Source organism: Streptomyces sp. NPDC037100 (assembly GCF_055606225.1).
In genome coordinates this window covers 882,969-900,780 of sequence record NZ_JBVJSX010000001.1, presented here as the reverse complement: position 1 = coordinate 900,780, position 17,812 = coordinate 882,969, and the positions used below count along the sequence as shown (strand labels likewise).

The window sequence follows — 17,812 nt, the reverse complement described above, 5'->3', positions numbered from 1 at the left end:
GGTTGCGGGAAATCGGGACAGGAGGGGGTGGGAGCGAGTATCTTGCCCACCTGGCATATGCCACGTGATCGGGAAGGGTGGCTGCAAGGGCCGTGTCAGGCGGTGCCGCCGGGCCCCCGGCCCTCGACGCCGCCCCGCATCAGATCCCGCCCGAACTCGACCATCTTCTTGGCGTAGTCCTCGGTCCACTCGGCCCGCTCGGCGATGTCGGCCGTCGTCAGCCGGTCGAACCTGCGCGGATCGGCCAGCTGCGCCGCCGCCATCGCCTGGAACTCCACCGCCCGGTCCGCCGCGGCACGGAACGCCAGCGTCAGCTCCGTCGCCCGGGCCAGCAGCGCCCGGGGGTCGTCGATCGACTCGAGGTCGAAGAAGTGCTCAGGGTCGGAGGCCGCCTCCGCGGGCTCGAAGAGCAGGGGCGCGGGGCGTAGCCGCGGTTCGTTCCGACGCGGCGTGGGCTCCGCCATGTCTTCTCCTCCTCGTACGTCGCACTGACCCTCTCGGGGGAGTGGGCCACCGTCCATTGTCTCGCGGGCGCGCAAGTGGGCATCGCGGTAGTGGGTACGGCTGCGGCACCACCCGGTGTTCGGCAGGGCCCGCCCGGCACGTCTCGTTCCGGCCAGATCACGCCCGCCACACGACCTGGTGCTCCGCCGGGTGCGCCAGCACCGCGTGATTCGCCTCCCAGCCGTCCGGGCTGTGTTCATCGGCCGCCTCCGGCGGCGTGCCGGCCTCCGGCCGGCGGACCGGGGGGAGGCGGGCAGGTCCGGAAGCGCGGTTCACGCCCGCCATACGACCCGGTGCTCCGCCAGGTGCGCCAGCACCGCGTGATTCGCCTCCCAGCCGTCCGGGAACTTCACCACCGTCCCCAACTGGACCGGCTCCGTCGACGGGTAGTCGTCCAAGAGGTCGGTCACGCCCGCCCGGCAGACCACGATGCAGGCGTGGCGGTGGCGGGAGGTCAGGACGCAGAGGCGGCCCGTCTCCAGGTGGAAGGCCGTCGCGTCGGGGCGGCCGGAGAGGGGGTGGAGGACCACCGTGACGTCGTACTCGCGGCCCTGGAGCCGGTTTGCCGTGTCCACGACCACGTCGGTGACGCCGAGGCCGGCCAACGCCGCGCGGACCGCGGCCGCCTGGTCCCGGTGGGCCGTGCCGACGGCGATCCGGTCCGCGGTGAGGGGAGTCGGGGCCGGGGAGCGCTCCGAGGTCGCAGCGCCCGCCCGGTCCAGCAGGCGCCGTACGACCGTGGCCACCGCCCGGACCGCCTCCGGATCCGTGCGCGGCGTGTGCCGGGCGGGCAGCTCCAGCAGGCCCCAGCCCGACCCGGCCGCCTCGTCGATCACCCGGTCGGGGCCCGAGCCGTCCGACGGCACACCGAAGGCCAGGGTCCGGTCGCCGGGGCCGGTGCCGCTGCGGAACGGTGTGTACGGGTAGAACGCGTCCGAGACCAGGGGGGCCGCGGAGGCCGGGAGCCGCCAGGACACCGGCAGGCGGTGCTGGGGCAGGTCCGGGTTGTGCGCCAGCAGGGTCGTCACCGCCGAGGCCGACGGGTCGTACGCCAGGCCCGCCCACTGCTCGCTGCCCACGATCGCGAACGGGTCGAGTTGCCCCGGGTCACCCACGAACAACGCCCGCTCGAACAGCCCGGCCACGGCGAGCAGCGCGTCCGAGCGCATCTGGTATGCCTCGTCGACGATCGCGTGCCGCCACGGCTCGTCCACCTTGACATGCGCCCACTTCGCCGCCGTCGAGATCACCACCGCCAGCCCGGCGAGGTCGGCCGCCTTGGCCGACGTGCGTACGTTCGGCAGGTCGTCGAGCGCCTTGTCGTACGGGTCGGAGTCGCTGCTGTGCAACCGGCCCACCGGCAGCTCGGGGCTCTTCTCGGCGAGCCGCAGGACGAGATCGTCGACCTGGGCGTTGGTCTGCGCGACCACCATCAGGGAGTGACCCGCCTCCGCCAGCTCCAGGGCCGCGCGGACCACCAGCGTGGACTTGCCCGCGCCCGGCGGGGAGTCCACGACGACACCGCGCGCGGTGCCGTGCAGCGTGTCGTGCAGGATCGCGTCGGTGGCCTGCGCCGCGGCGGCCGAAGGATCGAACACCGTGGTCACAGCACATCCTCCTCGGTCACCGGGTCCGCGGCCTCCAGAGCCGGCTCACCCGGCGGCCCGCCGTGCGTCCACGGCGTCTCCTCCGGGTCGGGCAGCTTCGCACCGCCCCGCTGCTCGTGCTCGAAGAGCGTGAAGCAGACCCGGTCGCCCTTCTCCGGCACCGACCCCGGCTCGGGGTCCTTGCCGCGGCCCATCTTGTCGAGGACCCGCAGCACCACGCACGCACCGTCCTCCTCGGCCGCGACGAACTCCGCCGACTGCGGCTTCCCGCCGAGCGACCGGTACACCTTCGTGCGCTCGCCGAGATAAGGCCGGTCGTCCGTGCGCACCGTGACCAGGGGGCGCGGGCTCGGCCGCTTGCCCTCGCTGTACGCCATCACGACGTCGGTGACCTCGCCCGCGAACGCCTCCCCGGCCAGCCGGCGGCCCGCCATCACCAGCGGGTCGTCGAGGGCCTCCTGCGCCTCCAGCCGGGCCTGTTCGCGCTCGCGCGTGGCGAGCTTGTTGGCCGCGGTGACCGCGTCGTCGCGGCGTGGCTGCGGGGGTTCACCGGCCAGAACGCGGTCGCGGTGGCCGGTGAACGACCAGCGGTCGCGGGTCCACCGCTCCTCGACCCGCGCCCCTTCGGGCAGCTCCCGCAGCAGATCGAGGCCCCGCCAGACCGCGTCCCAGGTGGGCCGGGTGCGGCTGAGCACCAGGTCGCGGATCGCCCGCTCGGCGGCGGTCAGCGCCCCGAGCCGGTCGTCGGCCTCCAGACCGTCCTCGGCCGCGGCGAGGGCGGTGCGGGCCCGGTCGTAACGCTCGATGGCCGGGGCGAGCAGCTTGTTGTCGAACGCCGGGTCGGTGGCCGGACCGGCCGGGGGACACGTCAGCTGCCCCTGCGCGTCGCGCTCCAGCTCGGCCCGCAGCGCGGCCTCGGCACCGGTGACGCCCTCCGGCGGGTCGATCCAGGCGAGCAGCGCCCCCAGATGCTGGTCCTCCAGGGTGGACTGCCCGGTCACCCAGTGCCGGCCCAGGACGTCGGTCATCGCCAGCAGCAGCGAGGAGCCGGGCACCCGGGCCCGCTCCCCGAAGTGCGTCAGCCACCGCCCGAGCAGCGGCACCCGCGGCGGCGCCGGATGGGGGGCCTCCGGATCCTGCTCGGCGGTCCGCCGGAACCGCATCGAGCGCCCGAGCAGCCGCACCAGGTCGATGCCCGCCCGGCTCGGCACGATCAGCTGGGGCGCGTCCGCGCACAGATCGACCTCGACCTTGACGCGTTTGCCGGTCTCCGGGTCGGTCTCGGTGCGCTCGGCGGCCTCCACCGCGTCGGCGTAGGAGTCGACGTACGGCAGCACGACGTCGGCCAGTTCGGCCAGGAAAGCGAACCTCAGGTCGCGGTCCCGGGGCTGCGGGACGACCAGCAGACGCGGCGCGTCCCGGTCGGTGCCGACCAGCGCGCCGAGCGGGGCACCGGCCTCACCGGCGGTGGTCAGCGGCACGAACACCAGCGGGCGGTCGCCGAGATGCCGGTGCCGGACGGTGGCGGCGGGCTGGGCACGGCCCGTGCTGACGGCTTCGAGGCGGGCCAGGGTGGAGATCAGCGACACGCCGCCTCCAGAGCCTCGGCACGCAGGGCGGCCGCGCGCCGCAGGGCCGCCACGGCCGGGTCGTCGGGATCGCCCGCCTCGCCGCGCGCGGCCGCGAGGACGTCCTCGACGGTGGTGAGGCCGCCCAGCTCCGCCCGTAGCGGCCGCCCGAGCGAGGTCACCGCGCCCTCCTCGCGGGAGCGGGTCCGGCAGTGGAAGGCCAGCTCGCACGCGGACAGACACTCGGGCGCGTACGTCGCCGGGACCGACTCCACGGCCGCCGTCAGCGCCTCGGCGGGCAGCTCGGGTGAGAAGCAGGTGCCCTCGGGCAGCGCGTCGGCGATGTCCTCGATGCGGGTCAGCCGGGCCAGCTGGCGGGCCGTCACCGCCCGCTGCTTGCGGATGTCGACGGCGGAAGCGGCCGGCAGGTTGGAGAAGTCCCGGGGGCAGACCAGCAGGATCCGGTGCCGCACCCGCGGCGCGGGCACGGTCGCCCCCTCGGCACCGGCGCCCTCCTGCGACTCGACGCCGAGCAGCGGGGCGCCTCCTTCCGGCTCCGTGCCGAGTCGCGCGGCGACCTCCTCCGACTCGACGCCGAGCTGCGCGGCGCCTTCCTTCGGCTCGACGCCGAGCAGCGGGGCGCCTTCCCTCGGCTCGACGCCGAGCAGCGGGGCGCCTCCTTCCGGCTGCGTGCCGAGCCGCGCGGCGACCTCCTCCAGCGCCAGCACGTACACCGCCGCCTGGCGGGCGGCCGCCCCGACCTTCGCCGGGTCCGCCGAACCGTCCAGCAGCGGGAAGGACTTGATCTCCACGACCGTCCAGCTGCCGTCCGGGTGCACCACCACCGCGTCCGGCTCCAGGAACGCCGGGGAGCCCGCCACGTCCAGCGCGAGCATCGGATGGTCGAGCAGCGTCCAGGCGCCGGGGTGCGCGGTGGCCTCCCGCAGCTCCAGCTCCGTACGGGCCGTACGCCCCCGGGGGCCGGTCGCCGTCAGGTCGGGCACGCGCGCCTCGACGGGCGGCTCGGCGGACCGGTCGAGCTTCTCGTGCACCAGCCGCAGCAGCTCCGCGCCGCCGTCGGCCTTCACCTTCGCCTCGAAGGCGTTGCCTCTGGTGAGCGCGAACTGCGACTGCCCGAAGGCGGACGGCGAGCCCAGCGCGCTCGCCAGCGCCGCCTTGTTCACCCCGGCGCCGTCGAGGATCGCGCGCCGCGCACAACCGGGGTTGGCGGCCAGCGCCGCCAGAGCGCGCGCGTCCAGTGCCTTCGCGGGTACGTCGGGGCCGCGCAGCTCAGCGAGCCGTTGCCGGAGCGCCGTCCCCCGCGTCCTTGGGGGAGGCACCCGGCTCGGCTCCCGCTCCGAGCCGCGACTCGCGCTGCCGTGGAATTCGCTCACCCGCGGAAGTCTGGCATCCGGCACTGACAATCGAGGAACCCGTGGCGGGAGAGGCGGCGGGGGAGCCGGTGGGAGACGCGGCGGGAGAGGCGGTCGGAGACGCGGCGGGGGAGTCGGTCGGAGAGGCTGCCGCGACCGGCGTCACCGGCCGCACGAACCGCGCCTTGACCCGGTCCGCGGTGCGCATCACGAGGGGTGCCAGCAGCAGCCCGGCGCCCATGACGGCCGCGCCCGCGACCGCGTCGAGGAAGTAGTGGTTGGCGGTGCCCATGACGACGATCGTCGTGATCAGGGGGTAGGCGACAGCGGCCGCCTTCGTCGCGCGTGTGCCGCCGTAGCGCCACAGCATCACTCCGCACCACAGGGCCCAGCCCACGTGCAGACTCGGCATCGCCGCGTACTGGTTGGTCATGTTCCCCATGCCGCGTGGTGCGCTCGCCGCGCCTCCCCACCAGCCGTAGGAGCTGTACTGGGCCATCGTGTCCACGAAGCCGTGGCTCGCGTCGAGGAGCCGGGGCGGGCAGGTCGGCAGCAGCGTGAAGCCGATCAGACCGATGAGGGTGGACGTCATCAGCCAGGTGCGTGCGGCGCGGTAGCGCACGGCCCGGGAGCGGAAGAGCCACACCAGGACGGCCGGTGTGACCAGGTAGTGCAGCGACGCGTACCAGAAGTCGGCGGGTATCCCTATCCACGCCTCGCGCGTGAAGAGACGGTTGAGCGGGTGCTCGAAGTTGAGATACAGCCCCTTCTCGAAGCGCAGGATCGTCAGACCGTTGTCGACGGCGCCGGAGACGTCGCCGCGGGCGAGGAGCCGGCCGGCCGAGTAGCACGCGTACACCAGAAGGATCAGCGGCAGCTCGGTCCACCAGCGCATCCTGGGCGCGGGGGCCGCCTCGGTGCCCGGTGTCTCGGTGTGCGGCATCCGATCGTCCTCCCCCTTGGTCATCACGCGTAACCCGTTTGGCCGTGCCACTGTACGGCGTGCGCGCACGCCCCGGGGTGCGCCTCCGGCCTTCGAAGACGCAGAGATCGCCCCCTCGGTTGCCCCCGGCGGACGTGCGCGATGATGGAGGAGTTCCCCTTGCGTTGTTCTTCCGGAAAGGTGCCCCATGGCCGCGCGCATCCTGCTGGCCCGCCACGGACAGACCGAGTGGTCCCTGTCCGGCAAGCACACGGGCAGGACCGACGTGCCGCTCCTGGAGGAAGGCCGACGCGGTGCGAAGCTGCTCGGCGAGCGCCTGCACCGGGCGCCGTACGAGGGCCTGGCCGGCGTCGAGGTGCGCACCAGCCCGCTGGCACGCGCGCGTGAGACCTGCGAACTGGCCGGCTTCGGTGACCGCGCGCGTAGCTGGGACGCGCTGCTGGAGTGGGACTACGGGGCGTACGAGGGCATGACCCCCGCGGACATCCAGGCCGTCCGGCCCGGCTGGCTGATCTGGCGGGACGGTGTGCCGGGCGGGGAGTCGCTCACCGAGGTCACGGCCCGGGCCGACGAGGTGGTCTCCTGGGTCCGCTCCGAGGACCGCGACGTGCTGGTCTTCGCCCACGGGCACATCCTCCGCTCCATCGGGGCGCGATGGCTCGGCCTCCCCATCGACTTCGCGGCCCGGATACGGCTGAACCCGACGTCGCTGTCGGTGCTGGGCTGGGCCTACGGAGAGCCGGCGATCGAGAGCTGGAACGACGTGGGACACCTCGCGTAGTCCTCAGGTCATGCGTAACCGGCACTCGGGTCATGCGCGTCCGGCTCTCGGGTCATGCGTAACCGGCACTCGGGTCATGCACGTCCGGCTCTCAGGTCATGCGTAACCGGCTCCCAGGTCATGCACGTCCGGCTCTCGGGTCATGCGTGACCGGCTCCCAGGTCATGCGCGGCCGGCTCTCAGGCAATCGCGGCCGGCTCTCAGGCAATGCGCGGCGCCGAGGCGTGCCTCTCCAGGAACGCCGTCACCCCGGTGGCGCGGCGGTGTGGCCGAAGTACCCGGGCCGTCGCCGCCAGCATGGTCTGGACGCGGGACGACTGGACCTCCTCCAGCAGATCCAGCACCCGCATCCCCGCCACCGCCGCCTCGTCCGGCCTGCCGCCGCGCGCGAGGTCGTCGGCCAGCTCCGCCGTGTACAGGGCGATGTTCCGGGTGAAGTGCGGATCCTGCAGCTCGGCCGCCCGGCGGGCATGCCGGGCCGCCCGGGGCCAGTCGCCCAGCGTGGACCAGCACTGGGCTTCCAGACCCTCCAGTTCGGCCTCCCCGTAGAAGCTCATCCACTCGGGGTCGGCGTCCGAGGGACCCCGTTCGAAGAAGGCCTGTGCCCGGGCCAGTGCCTGCTCGCAGCCGACGCGGTCGGCGAGTCCGGCCCAGCCGCCCGCCTCGCGCAGCGCGAGCAGCGACATCAGCCGGGCCGAGCCCACGGGCCGGGCGACGCGCTGTGCGGCCTGGGCCGCCCGGACCGCCTCGCGCGGCCGGCCCGCGTCGCGCGCGAGGAACGCCGTGTTGCAGAAGGCGTGCGCCTCAAGTCCGGGATCCCCGGTCATCCGGGCGGTCGCCAGGGCCTCCGCGTAGTGCGAGCGGGCGTCGTCGAAGCGCCCTGAGTCGTGGGCCAGCCAGCCCACGGAGATGGCCAGTTCACCGGCGCCCGAGTAGAGCCGGTCGGCCGTCGTCTGGCGGGTCGCGCCGGCGTCCAGCAGGGCGTAGGCGGCACGGAGCGGGGCGGCGGCGCGGCGGTAGAGGCCGTCGGCCCCGTGCCGGTCGTCGAGCAGCCGGATCCGGCGGACGGCTTCTTCCAGGGCACCCGCGTCGCTCGCCCCGGCGCGGTGCACGGGGCGCTGTGCCGCCGCGGCGTCGCGGGCGAGGCCCACAGGCCCCAGTGAGGCGGCGGCCACCGTGGCGCCTCCGCCGGTCATGAACGCGCGACGTAGCACGTCGCTCTCCTCGTAGGTGTCGTGCGGGTGGTACGGGTCGTACGGGTTCCGCGTTTCATAGGGCTCGCACGCCCTGCTGGTGTCACTCGTGGCGTTCGCCCGGTTCGCGGTGCGCGGCAGGGGCGCGTCCTCGGTGTCGCGCGCCCGGCGTCCGCGTACCGACGAGCGGGGCGCGAACCCCAGGTCGGTGAGTGTGCGGCCTGGGAACATGTGCAGGAACACCCGTTCGTACGCGTAGTTGGGGCAGCGGATCTCGCCCGCTTCGACCCGGCCGATGTACCGCGCGTCACAGCTGACCTGCTCGCCGATCTCGAGCCCGGCCCGGCGGATCGCCGCGGCGAACTCGGCCGGCGAGCGCTGTCCGCGCAGCCGCCGGAAAGCGAGATTCGGCCGTGGCGGCCGGTCGGGTCGAGACGAGGTCACCGTTGACGACGCCATGGCCGGGTCCTCCCGTGCGAACCGTCGAACCATGCCGGATGCGGAGCGACTTGTGACGAGGTGTCCGCATGGTCCGCCCCGTGTCCGGCGAGCAAGAACGTACCTGCTGTGATGGAGTCGCCACGCTGGGTTTGGCTACAAACCGGATATCTCATGCGTGATCTGCCATGAAGTGCCATCCTTTGCGGCTGACTTCCGCCGTAGCCGTTGACGTCCCGCCGCGTTGAATCTCGCGGACCGGGAGGCCCCCGACTCCCGATCGCTCGTCCAAACAGGGGTTTTCGTGGTGGAGGCCGGATGGAGACCAGCCGGATCAGCGATCCTCGTACGCCGCCGGGCAGACCGGCGGCCGGCTGCGATGTGGTGACGGTGCCGGCCCGGCAGGGGCTGGAGGCGGTCGACATCCTGCGCCGGGGACCGGCGGACGCGGTGGGCCCCGTCCTGCACGACGACGACGGCGACACCCTGGGCTTCCTGGTGCCGCCGGGGACGGCCGCCGCGTGGGACGTGCCGGGGAGCACCTGCACCAGGACCGACGGACGCGGACCGGCCCTGGCGCCCGATCCTCCCGTCGAGGGCTCGGACTGGCTGCTGCCGCCCGGCGAGGCGGACCTCGCGACCGACCCCGCGGTGCTGCGCGAAGCCCTGGGGGAGGCCGCCCGGATGATCAGGGCGGCGGACAGCTGCCGCTGAGGCCTCCTCGCCCCCGGGCGGCCGGAGCGTACTCCCCGCTTACAGCCCACCCCGATAATGACCCTATGGGAAAGTCCAAGGGCGGCCGGCGCAGACAGGCCGGTGCGGAGGCCGTCGTCGAGAGCGTCGACGGCGGGCTCGCCGAGCTCATCCCCGACCGCGAGCGGCCCCGGGCCTGGACGCTGGTGATCGACGGGGCCCCGCAGTCGCACGTCGACCTGGACGACCCGGCGTACCTGTCCTTCGAGTACCAGCGCCGCCTCGGCCATGTGATCGACCTCGTCGCCCCGCCGGGACGGCCCCTGCACGCCGTGCACCTCGGCGGCGGTGCCCTCACCCTCGCCCGCTACGTCGCCGCCACCCGGCCCCGTTCCACCCAGCAGGTCGTCGAACGCGACGGCACCCTGGTCCAACTGGTCCGCCGAGAGCTGCCCTTGGATCCGAACGCGCGCATACGGGTGCGCTCCGCCGACGCCCGCGCGGGCCTCGCCAAGGTGCCGGACGGCTGGGCCGACCTCGTCATCACCGACGTGTTCAGCGGGGCCCGGACACCGGCCCACCTGACCTCGACCGAGTTCCTCGACGACGTGCGCAGGGCGCTCAGGCCCGGCGGTGTCTACGCCGCCAACCTCGCCGACGGTCCGCCCCTCGCCCACCTGCGCGGCCAGATCGCCACCGCCGCCGCCCGCTTCGAGCAGCTCGCGCTGGTCGCGGACCCGGCGGTGCTGCGCGGCAAGCGCTTCGGGAACGCCGTCCTGGTCGCCTCAGACCGCCCACTGCCCGTCGCCGAGCTGACCCGCCTCGCCGCATCCGACCCGCACCCCGCCCGCGTCGAACACGGCAGGACACTCACCGACTTCACCGGCGGGGCCGCGGCCGTCACGGACCTCGCGGCAGTGGCGTCGCCGGCACCGCCCGCGTCGGTGTTCAAATGACCGGCCACGACGCTCAGTCGGCGTGATGACGGGCTGCGGCACTCCCCGTGGTGCCGCTGACCGGCCACGGCGCTCAGCCGGCGCGCTGACCAGCTACGGCACTCCCCGTGGTGCCGCTGACCGGCTTAGGCGACCGGCGAGCGCGATGACCGACCTCGACGCTCAACGGGCACCGACGGCCGCCCACGGCCCTCAGTAGGTCCCGATCTCCACCCGAGGCGGCCCGTCGTGCCAGGTGCAGAACACCGACACCCGGTCCGCGCCCGAGGAGAACTCCACGCGGATCCACGACTCCGTCTTCCACACCTGCATCGACCAGCCCGCCCCGGGCGTCGCCGAGACCAGCGAGGCGGCGGTCTTCCCGAGGTCGAAAACCGCCCGGCCGCCGTCGGTGTCATAGCTCCTGACCCGGCCGGAGGCGGCGGGGGCGGCGGTGCCGGCCGACGGCGTGGGGGAGGGGCTCGGGCTGCTGGGCGCCGGCGTGCTCGGCTGCCGCCGCTCGGGTGCAGGCGTCCGCTCCGGCGGCGCGGCCGACGCCTTCGGCTCCCGCGTGGACGACGCGTCGGCGGCCTTGACGGGCAGGGCGCGCGGCGGGTCGTAGGCCGTGCCCGCCATCACCGTGTGGACGCCCCACCACGACAGCGTGACCGCCGCGCCCGTGGCGAGCAGCCAGGCCAACACGTGTACGAGTCCTCTGCGCATCGCGGGCCATACTGCCTCACGCGCCCCACGCGTGGCCCGCAAACGGCGTCCTGCGGGGGCCGGTTGTCCCCGGCCGGGGAGTTGTCCACAGCCCCGCACCCGGCTGTTCGAGATGGCGTACGGTGCGGCGCATGGCAAGTGTGCTCGTGGTCGAGGACGACCAGTTCGTACGCTCGGCGCTGATCCGCCACCTGACCGACGCCTCGCACACCGTGCGCAGCGTCGGGACGGCACTGGAGGCGCTGCGCGAGGTCGCCCATGTCCGCTTCGACGTGGTGATCCTGGACCTCGGGCTGCCCGATCTCGACGGGTCCGAGGCCCTGAAGATGCTGCGCGGGATCACGGACGTGCCGGTGATCGTCGCCACCGCCCGGGACGACGAGACGGAGATCGTCCGGCTGCTGAACGCCGGGGCGGACGACTACCTGACCAAGCCCTTCTCGGTGGAGCACCTCTCGGCCCGTATGGCGGCCGTGCTGCGCCGCGCCCGCTCCGGCGCCGCGGAAGGGGAACCGTCCCCCGCGATCCGGGTCGGCGGCCTGACCGTCGATCCGTTGCGCCGTCAGGCCGAGCTGGACGGCACGCGACTCGACCTCACCCGCCGGGAGTTCGACCTGCTCGCCTTCCTGGCCCGCAGGCCCGGCGTCGTCGTCCCCCGCAGGGAACTGCTCGCCGAGGTGTGGCAGCAGTCCTACGGCGACGACCAGACCATCGACGTCCATCTGTCATGGCTGCGCAGGAAGTTGGGCGAGACGGCGGCCAACCCGCGCTATCTGCACACCCTTCGGGGCGTCGGGGTGAAGCTCGAACCACCGGGGGCGCCGCGATGAGGTGGGCCCTGGTCAAGGTGTCACTGGCCGTGACCACCATGGTCGTGCTCGCCTTCGCGGTGCCCCTCGGACTCGTCATCCGCGAGATGGCCCGCGACCGCGCCTTCTCCAACGCCGAGCGGGAGGCCGCCGCCGTCGCCCCGGCCCTGTCCATCACCACCGACCGCGACCAGCTCGAACGGGTCGTCGCCGCCGCCGGTTCCGACGCCGGGATGGCCGTGCACCTCCCGGCGGGCGACGGCCGAAAGGCCCTTGAACTGGGGCGGCGGCGCGCCGCCGACGAGGACATCGCGGCCGTGCGCGAGCTGGGCCGCGCCTCCACCACCGGCGTCCCCGGCGGCTCGACGCTGCTCCAGCCGGTCGCGCTCAGCACCGGCAAGATCGCGGTCGTCGAGGTGTACGTGCCGGAGTCCGACGTCACCAACGGCGTGGGCACGGCCTGGGCCGTTCTCGCCGCGGTCGGGGTGGCGCTGATCCTCGGCTCGGTCGCGGTCGCCGACCGGCTGGGCGTCCGCATGGTCCGTCCCGCGCAGCGCCTGGTCGAGGGGGCGCACGACCTGGGGGAGGGCCGGCTCGGCGTACGTGTGCCCGAGGAGGGCCCGAGCGAGCTGCGGCTCGCGGCGGTCGCGTTCAACTCGATGGCCGACCAGGTCGTCCAGCTCCTGGCGAACGAGCGGGAGCTGGCGGCCGACCTGTCCCACCGGCTGCGGACGCCCCTGACCGTGCTGCGCCTCAACACCGCCTCGCTCGGCGAGGGGCCGGCCGCCGACCAGACCCGGACCGCGGTCGAGCAGCTGGAGCGCGAGGTCGACACCATCATCCGTACGGCCCGGGAAGCCAAGCCGCAGACGGCCGCGGCCGGTCCGGGCGCCGGGTGCGACGCGGCCGAGGTGGTCCGGGAGCGGATGGCGTTCTGGTCGGCGCTCGCGGAGGACGAGGGCCGCAAGTGGCGGGTGGCCGGGGCCGACCGGCCGGTGCGCATACCCGTGGCCCGCGCCGACCTGGCCGCCGCGCTCGACGCGCTGCTCGGGAACGTCTTCCGGCACACCGCGGAGGGCACCGCCTTCGCGGTCGACGTGCACAACGGCGAGGACGCGGTGATCGTCCTCGTCTCCGACGCGGGTCCCGGCATACCCGACCCCGAGGCGGCGATGGCGCGGGGCCGCGGCTCCGGCAGCGACGGCTCGACCGGGCTCGGCCTGGACATCGTGCGCCGGCTCGCTGAGTCCACCGGCGGGGACGTGCGGATCGGCTCCTCGGTGCTCGGCGGGACCGAGGTGCGGATCTGGATCCAGCTGGACGGCCGCGCCCCGGCCGGCGGCGGGCACCGGCAGCTGCGGCGGCGCCGCCCCGGCAGACTCGCGGCCGTGTACAACCGCTCCCGGTCCAGGTGAGCGCACGCGGCACGTCGTCTTCACGGGACGGTCACGTTTCGACAAATGGAGGCTACGGCTCTTGACGCGTGACCGGACATACGGCTGTCATTGCGCCACCGTGTTCGGTCAAGTTGATTTCTGGTCGATTAAGACTGGATTTCACGCCACACCCTCGTGGCCGAACCCTGCCTTCAGGAGCAGTCCATGCACGACCTCTCTCCCACCGGTCTCTCCCCCTCCGCCCCCAGTCGCCGCACCCTGCTGCGCGGAATGGGCGGCGCGGCCCTGCTCGGCGCCGGCATACCCCTGCTGAGCGCCTGCGGCGGCAGTGGCTCGTCCGCCGACCCGAAGACGGTCAGTCTCGGCTCCAACTCGTCCGACGCCGTGCCGAAGAAGGCGTTCGCCGAGATCTACGCCGCCTTCACCAAGAAGTCCGGCATCAAGGTCGACGTGAACACCAAGGACCACAACACGTTCCAGGAGCAGATCAACTCCTACCTGCAGGGCACGCCCGACGACGTGTTCACCTGGTTCGCCGGCTACCGGATGCAATTCTTCGCGTCGAAGAAGCTCGCCTCCCCGATCGACGACGTGTGGGAGAAGATCGGCGGCAACTTCCCCGAGGCGATGCAGAAGCTCAGCAAGGGCGAGGACGGCAAGTACTACTTCGTGCCGCTGTACTCGTACCCGTGGGCCGTCTTCTACCGCAAGAGCGTCTTCGCGCAGCACGGCTACAAGGTCCCCACCACCTGGGACGACTTCGTCGCCCTGTGCAAGCGGATGCAGAAGGACGGGCTGGTCCCGATCGCCTTCGGCGACAAGGACGCCTGGCCCGCGATGGGCACCTTCGACCAGATCAACTTCCGCACCAACGGCTACGACTTCCACGTCGAGCTGATGGCCGGCAAGGCCTCCTGGACCGACCCCAAGGTGCGCAAGGTCTTCGACCACTGGACGGAGATCCTTCCCTACCACCAGGAGGGCGCGGTGGGCCGCACCTGGCAGGACGCGGCGCAGACGCTCGTGGCCAAGAAGGCCGGCATGTACCTGCTGGGCACGTTCGTCGGCCAGCAGTTCACCAACAAGGCCGACCTGGACGACCTTGACTTCTTCGCCTTCCCGGAGATCGACCCGCAGTTCGGTCAGGACACGGTCGAGGCGCCCACCGACGGCTTCATGCTGTCCAAGGCCCCCAAGAACCGCGACGGCGCGGTCAAGCTCCTCGAATACCTGGGCACGCCCGAGGCCGAGCAGATCTACCTCAAGGCCGACTCCAGCGTGGTGGCCGCCTCCACCAAGGCCGACACCTCTTCGTACACCGCGCTGCAGAAGAAGTCCTTCGAGATGATCTCCGGCGCCAAGAGTCTCACCCAGTTCATGGACCGCGACTCCCGCCCGGACTTCACGTCCACGGTGATGCAGCCGGCGCTGCAGAACTTCGTCCGCAACCCCAAGAACGTCGACAGCATCCTCTCGTCGATCGAACGCCAGAAGAAGACGATCTTCGCCTCCTCCTGACCGAACGGAGACTCGACGACTCGGATCAAGACATGACTGCCACCCCCGCGAAGGCTCCGGAGCCGGCCGCCCCGTCGGCCCCGGGGCCCGCCCCCACACCCGCGCCCGCCAAGGCGCCACACGGCCACCGGCGCCTGCTCACCCGCCGCGACCGCCTCACGCTCGGCCTGATGGCGGGCGTGCCGACGCTCCTGCACGTCGCCCTGGTGTGGCTGACGGCCCTCGCCTCGATCGCCCTGGCCTTCACCACCTGGGACGGCATCGGCTTCGACTCCATCAAATGGGTCGGACTGCAGAACTTCAGGGAGCTGTTCACCAGCAACCCGCAGTTCTGGCCCGCAGTCGAGCACAACGTCATCTGGTTCGTGGCGCTCATCCTGCTGCCCACGCCCTTCGGCCTGTTCCTCGCCGTGCAGCTGGACAAGAAGATCCGCTTCAGCCGCGTCTACCAGACCGCGTTCTTCCTGCCGGTCGTGATGTCGCTGGCGGTCATCGGCTTCGTCTGGCAGCTGATCTACAACCCGGACACGGGCCTGATCAACAGCATCATCGGCGCCAACAAGCCCGGTCACTACATCGACTGGATCGGTGACCCGGACCTCAACCTGTGGGCCGTGCTCATCGCCGCGTCCTGGCGGCACGCCGGCTACATGATGATCCTCTACCTGGCCGGCCTGAAGAGCGTCGACCCCGCCCTGCGCGAGGCCTCCGCCCTGGACGGCGCGGGCGAGTGGCAGACGTTCAAGAACGTCGTCTTCCCGACCCTGCGCCCGACCAACACCGTCGTCCTGGTCGTCACGATCATCGAGGCGCTGCGCGCCTTCGACCTGGTCTTCGTCTTCAACAAGGGCGCCCAGGGCACCGAGTTGCTGTCGATCCTGGTGACCAACAACATCATCGGCGAGTCCAGCCGCATCGGATACGGCTCCGCGATCGCCGTGGTCCTGCTGGTCATCTCGCTCGCGGTGATCATCCCCTATCTGATCGCCACCTTCCGGAAGGAGCGGCGCGCATGAGCTCCCACCCGTCGCCCACCACCACCCTGAACGTGGCGCTTCGCGCCGCCCCTTTGAACTCTGGCGGCCCGCGGGGGCAGCGCACCCCGATCCGCCCCGCCCGGATCCTGCTGCACACCTTCCTCGTCGTCACGGCGCTGGCCTGGCTCGCGCCCCTGCTGTGGGCCCTGCTCGCGGCGATGCGGCCGTACGGGGAGACCAGCGACAAGGGCTATGTCTCCTGGCCCGACAAGCTCACCTTCGACAACTTCACCAACGCCTTCCAGCAGTCGGAGATGCTGCACTACTTCGGCACCACGCTGCTGGTCGCGGTCCCGGCCGTGCTGCTGACGCTGCTGCTGTCGTCGATGGTCGCCTTCTACGTCAGCCGCTTCGACTTCCGGCTCAACCTGTTCCTGCTGCTGGTGTTCACGGCCGGCAACCTGCTGCCCCAGCAGGTCATCATCACCCCGCTGTACCGGCTGTACCTGCTGATCGACCTGCCCGGCATCACCATGAGCGGCAAGCTGTACGACTCCGCGCTCGGCCTGGTGCTGATCCACGTGGCGTTCCAGTCCGGTTTCTGCGCGTTCGTGCTGAGCAACTACATGCGCTCGCTGCCGCACGAGCTCACCGAGGCCGCCCTGGTCGACGGCGCCTCCGTCTGGCGGCTGTACTGGCAGATCGTGCTGCCGCTGTGCAAGCCGGCGATGGCCGCCCTCGCCACCCTGCTCTCCATCTGGATCTACAACGACTTCTTCTGGGCCATCGTCCTGATCTCCACCGGCGAGAACATGCCGATCACCTCGGCGCTGAACAACCTCTCCGGCCAGTACTTCACCGACCCCAACCTGGTCGCCGCCGGCGCCCTGCTCACCGCGATCCCGACTCTGATCGTGTACTTCGCGCTCCAGCGCCAGTTCGTCAGCGGGCTGACCCTGGGCGCCAACAAGGGCTGACGCCCGTTCCCCGAAAGAGAACCTCCGTGCACCACCCCTTCACCCCGGTCGCCTCCGTGCCGGTGGACCGGCGCAGGGCCCGAGTCCACGAGGAGGGCTGGCAGTCCTGGAGCCCCAGCGGCGCCTACGCCCTCGGCGCGACGCCTCACCGCCCGACCGGCGCCAACTGGGCCACGGTCTGCTACCGCCCCGGCGTCACCGTCCCGGCCGGCACCTTCCAGGGCGAGGGCCTGCTCGCCCTCGACCCCGGCGACGGCTCACCGGCCCGGCTGTGGGCGGCGGCCGAGCCGACCCGTGAGGTGCCGTCGATCCGGCTGACCACCGGGGACCGGCGGGTCGCCGAGATCAGCGCCGACGGCCCGGTGAAGGAATGGACCGGCCCGGACATCCAGTCGGTCCTGGGCGACTGGGCCACCGGCCTCGGCCTCGACGCCCCCCGCCCGGCACCGACCGTCTGGTGTTCCTGGTACGAGTACTTCACGGCCGTCACCGAGGACGACATCCACGAGAACCTCCGCGCGATGGACACCCTCGACCTGCCCGTCGACGTCGTCCAGATCGACGACGGCTACCAGCGGGCCCTCGGCGACTGGCTCACCCTCTCCGGGCGCTTCCGCTCCCGCGCGGGGATCGCCGAGAAGATCCGCTCCCGCGGCCGCCGCGCCGGCATCTGGACTGCCCCCTTCCTCGTCGACCCGGCGAGCGACCTGGCCGCCGCACACCCCGACTGGCTCGTCCGCGACACCACCGGCGGCTTCGCTCACGCCGGCCGCAACTGGGGCCACGACCTGCTCGTCCTGGACACCACCCACCCGGACGCGGCGGCGTATCTGACCGAGGTCTTCACGACCCTGCGCGCCGAGGGCTACGACTACTTCAAGACCGACTTCCTCTACGCGGGCGCCCTGGACGGCGTACGCCACGCCGACGTCGACGCCCTCACGGCCTACCGCGCCGGCATCGAACTGATCCGCGGGGCGATCGGCACCGAGTCCTACCTCCTGGGCTGCGGCGCCCCGATGCTTCCCTCCCTCGGCCTGTTCGACGCGATGCGCGTCAGCCCCGACACGGCCCCCCACCGCAGCCCCGAGGCCGGCGACTACAGCCAACCCGGCCAGGACCCGGCCGAGTTCACCGGAGCGGCCCGCCAATGGCAGCACCACCGCCTCTGGATCAACGACCCGGACTGCCTGATGGCCCGCCCGGCGGTCGAAACCCGCGAACAGTGGGCGGCGCACGTGGAGTCCACCGGGGGCCTGATGGCCTCCAGCGACCGGTTGCTGTCCCTGGACCAGTGGGGCGTGGAGACGACCCGCCGGCTGCTGTCGGGCACCCACCGCTGAGACGCGGCCGGGGCGCGGCACTCCCCTAATCGT

Annotated in this window: 16 protein-coding genes; 9 read left to right on the top strand and 7 right to left on the bottom strand. The window is 72.6% G+C overall.

Annotated elements, in window-relative coordinates; genetic code table 11:
* Positions 1-95: 95 nt before the first annotated feature.
* The 5 genes from ACZ7EG_RS04090 to ACZ7EG_RS04070 all read right to left on the bottom strand — a co-directional run bounded on the left by ACZ7EG_RS04090 (position 96) and on the right by ACZ7EG_RS04070 (position 5,995).
* Positions 96-464 carry a hypothetical protein gene (locus ACZ7EG_RS04090; protein ID WP_471071899.1) on the bottom strand — a complete coding sequence of 123 codons (369 nt, stop codon included), beginning with the start codon at positions 462-464 and terminating at the stop codon, positions 96-98.
* Positions 465-776: 312 nt separating this feature from the next.
* A complete protein-coding gene (locus ACZ7EG_RS04085; protein ID WP_471071896.1) occupies positions 777-2,111 on the bottom strand; it encodes an AAA family ATPase in 1,335 nt (444 codons plus the stop codon).
* Entirely contained in the window at positions 2,108-3,700 is a 1,593-nt protein-coding gene (locus ACZ7EG_RS04080; RefSeq protein ID WP_471071893.1) for a hypothetical protein, read from the bottom strand. The genes ACZ7EG_RS04085 and ACZ7EG_RS04080 overlap by 4 nt, the downstream gene beginning before the upstream one ends.
* Positions 3,691-5,019, bottom strand: coding sequence for a hypothetical protein (locus ACZ7EG_RS04075; protein WP_471071890.1), 1,329 nt, complete (start codon positions 5,017-5,019; stop codon positions 3,691-3,693). The genes ACZ7EG_RS04080 and ACZ7EG_RS04075 overlap by 10 nt, the downstream gene beginning before the upstream one ends.
* Entirely contained in the window at positions 4,970-5,995 is a 1,026-nt protein-coding gene (locus tag ACZ7EG_RS04070; protein ID WP_471071887.1) for a phosphatase PAP2 family protein, read from the bottom strand. The genes ACZ7EG_RS04075 and ACZ7EG_RS04070 overlap by 50 nt, the downstream gene beginning before the upstream one ends.
* Positions 5,996-6,182: 187 nt before the next feature.
* On the opposite strand from ACZ7EG_RS04070, the gene ACZ7EG_RS04065 reads away from it, so the two are divergent.
* On the top strand, positions 6,183-6,776 hold the full coding sequence (locus ACZ7EG_RS04065; RefSeq protein ID WP_471071884.1) for a histidine phosphatase family protein: 594 nt from the start codon (positions 6,183-6,185) through the stop codon (positions 6,774-6,776).
* Positions 6,777-6,976: 200 nt separating this feature from the next.
* Here the strand turns inward: ACZ7EG_RS04065 and ACZ7EG_RS04060 are convergent, their stop codons facing one another.
* A complete protein-coding gene (locus ACZ7EG_RS04060; RefSeq protein WP_471071881.1) occupies positions 6,977-8,428 on the bottom strand; it encodes a hypothetical protein in 1,452 nt (483 codons plus the stop codon).
* Positions 8,429-8,725: 297 nt separating this feature from the next.
* On the opposite strand from ACZ7EG_RS04060, the gene ACZ7EG_RS04055 reads away from it, so the two are divergent.
* Together ACZ7EG_RS04055 and ACZ7EG_RS04050 are read left to right on the top strand one after the other, a co-directional pair.
* Entirely contained in the window at positions 8,726-9,121 is a 396-nt protein-coding gene (locus ACZ7EG_RS04055) for a hypothetical protein (RefSeq protein ID WP_471071878.1), read from the top strand.
* Positions 9,122-9,186: 65 nt separating this feature from the next.
* Positions 9,187-10,056 carry a spermidine synthase gene (locus ACZ7EG_RS04050; RefSeq protein WP_471071876.1) on the top strand — a complete coding sequence of 290 codons (870 nt, stop codon included), beginning with the start codon at positions 9,187-9,189 and terminating at the stop codon, positions 10,054-10,056.
* Between the two features lie 192 nt (positions 10,057-10,248).
* On the opposite strand, the gene ACZ7EG_RS04045 is transcribed toward ACZ7EG_RS04050, so the two are convergent.
* The gene (locus ACZ7EG_RS04045) at positions 10,249-10,758 is read right to left on the bottom strand and encodes a hypothetical protein (protein WP_471071873.1); all 510 of its coding nucleotides are present in this window, start codon (positions 10,756-10,758) and stop codon (positions 10,249-10,251) included.
* 131 nt (positions 10,759-10,889) lie between these two features.
* Between ACZ7EG_RS04045 and ACZ7EG_RS04040 the strand changes: the two genes are divergently transcribed.
* From ACZ7EG_RS04040 to ACZ7EG_RS04015, 6 genes are all read left to right on the top strand, one after another.
* Positions 10,890-11,588 (top strand): response regulator transcription factor, encoded by a 699-nt coding sequence (locus ACZ7EG_RS04040; protein WP_471071870.1) that lies wholly within the window; start codon positions 10,890-10,892, stop codon positions 11,586-11,588.
* Complete coding sequence (locus ACZ7EG_RS04035; RefSeq protein WP_471071867.1) at positions 11,585-12,982, top strand: sensor histidine kinase; 1,398 nt, start codon at positions 11,585-11,587, stop codon at positions 12,980-12,982. Before ACZ7EG_RS04040 ends, ACZ7EG_RS04035 begins: the two co-directional genes overlap by 4 nt.
* Positions 12,983-13,168: 186 nt before the next feature.
* Entirely contained in the window at positions 13,169-14,482 is a 1,314-nt protein-coding gene (locus tag ACZ7EG_RS04030; RefSeq protein WP_471071864.1) for an ABC transporter substrate-binding protein, read from the top strand.
* A 32-nt stretch (positions 14,483-14,514) separates the two neighbouring features.
* Entirely contained in the window at positions 14,515-15,498 is a 984-nt protein-coding gene (locus ACZ7EG_RS04025) for a carbohydrate ABC transporter permease (RefSeq protein ID WP_471071861.1), read from the top strand.
* On the top strand, positions 15,495-16,436 hold the full coding sequence (locus ACZ7EG_RS04020) for a carbohydrate ABC transporter permease (protein WP_471071858.1): 942 nt from the start codon (positions 15,495-15,497) through the stop codon (positions 16,434-16,436). Before ACZ7EG_RS04025 ends, ACZ7EG_RS04020 begins: the two co-directional genes overlap by 4 nt.
* Before the next feature lie 26 nt (positions 16,437-16,462).
* Complete coding sequence (locus ACZ7EG_RS04015) at positions 16,463-17,779, top strand: glycoside hydrolase family 36 protein (RefSeq protein WP_471071855.1); 1,317 nt, start codon at positions 16,463-16,465, stop codon at positions 17,777-17,779.
* The last annotated feature ends 33 nt before the right edge of the window (positions 17,780-17,812 follow it).

Coding starts and splice junctions, on each gene's coding strand:
- ACZ7EG_RS04055 (WP_471071878.1), top strand. CDS start 8,726: ATGGAGACCAGCCGGATCAGCGATCCTCGTACGCCGCCGGGCAGACCG.
- ACZ7EG_RS04050 (WP_471071876.1), top strand. CDS start 9,187: ATGGGAAAGTCCAAGGGCGGCCGGCGCAGACAGGCCGGTGCGGAGGCC.
- ACZ7EG_RS04090 (WP_471071899.1), bottom strand. CDS start 464: ATGGCGGAGCCCACGCCGCGTCGGAACGAACCGCGGCTACGCCCCGCG.
- ACZ7EG_RS04045 (WP_471071873.1), bottom strand. CDS start 10,758: ATGCGCAGAGGACTCGTACACGTGTTGGCCTGGCTGCTCGCCACGGGC.
- ACZ7EG_RS04065 (WP_471071884.1), top strand. CDS start 6,183: ATGGCCGCGCGCATCCTGCTGGCCCGCCACGGACAGACCGAGTGGTCC.
- ACZ7EG_RS04070 (WP_471071887.1), bottom strand. CDS start 5,995: ATGCCGCACACCGAGACACCGGGCACCGAGGCGGCCCCCGCGCCCAGG.
- ACZ7EG_RS04020 (WP_471071858.1), top strand. CDS start 15,495: ATGAGCTCCCACCCGTCGCCCACCACCACCCTGAACGTGGCGCTTCGC.
- ACZ7EG_RS04035 (WP_471071867.1), top strand. CDS start 11,585: ATGAGGTGGGCCCTGGTCAAGGTGTCACTGGCCGTGACCACCATGGTC.
- ACZ7EG_RS04040 (WP_471071870.1), top strand. CDS start 10,890: ATGGCAAGTGTGCTCGTGGTCGAGGACGACCAGTTCGTACGCTCGGCG.
- ACZ7EG_RS04030 (WP_471071864.1), top strand. CDS start 13,169: ATGCACGACCTCTCTCCCACCGGTCTCTCCCCCTCCGCCCCCAGTCGC.
- ACZ7EG_RS04060 (WP_471071881.1), bottom strand. CDS start 8,428: ATGGCGTCGTCAACGGTGACCTCGTCTCGACCCGACCGGCCGCCACGG.
- ACZ7EG_RS04025 (WP_471071861.1), top strand. CDS start 14,515: ATGACTGCCACCCCCGCGAAGGCTCCGGAGCCGGCCGCCCCGTCGGCC.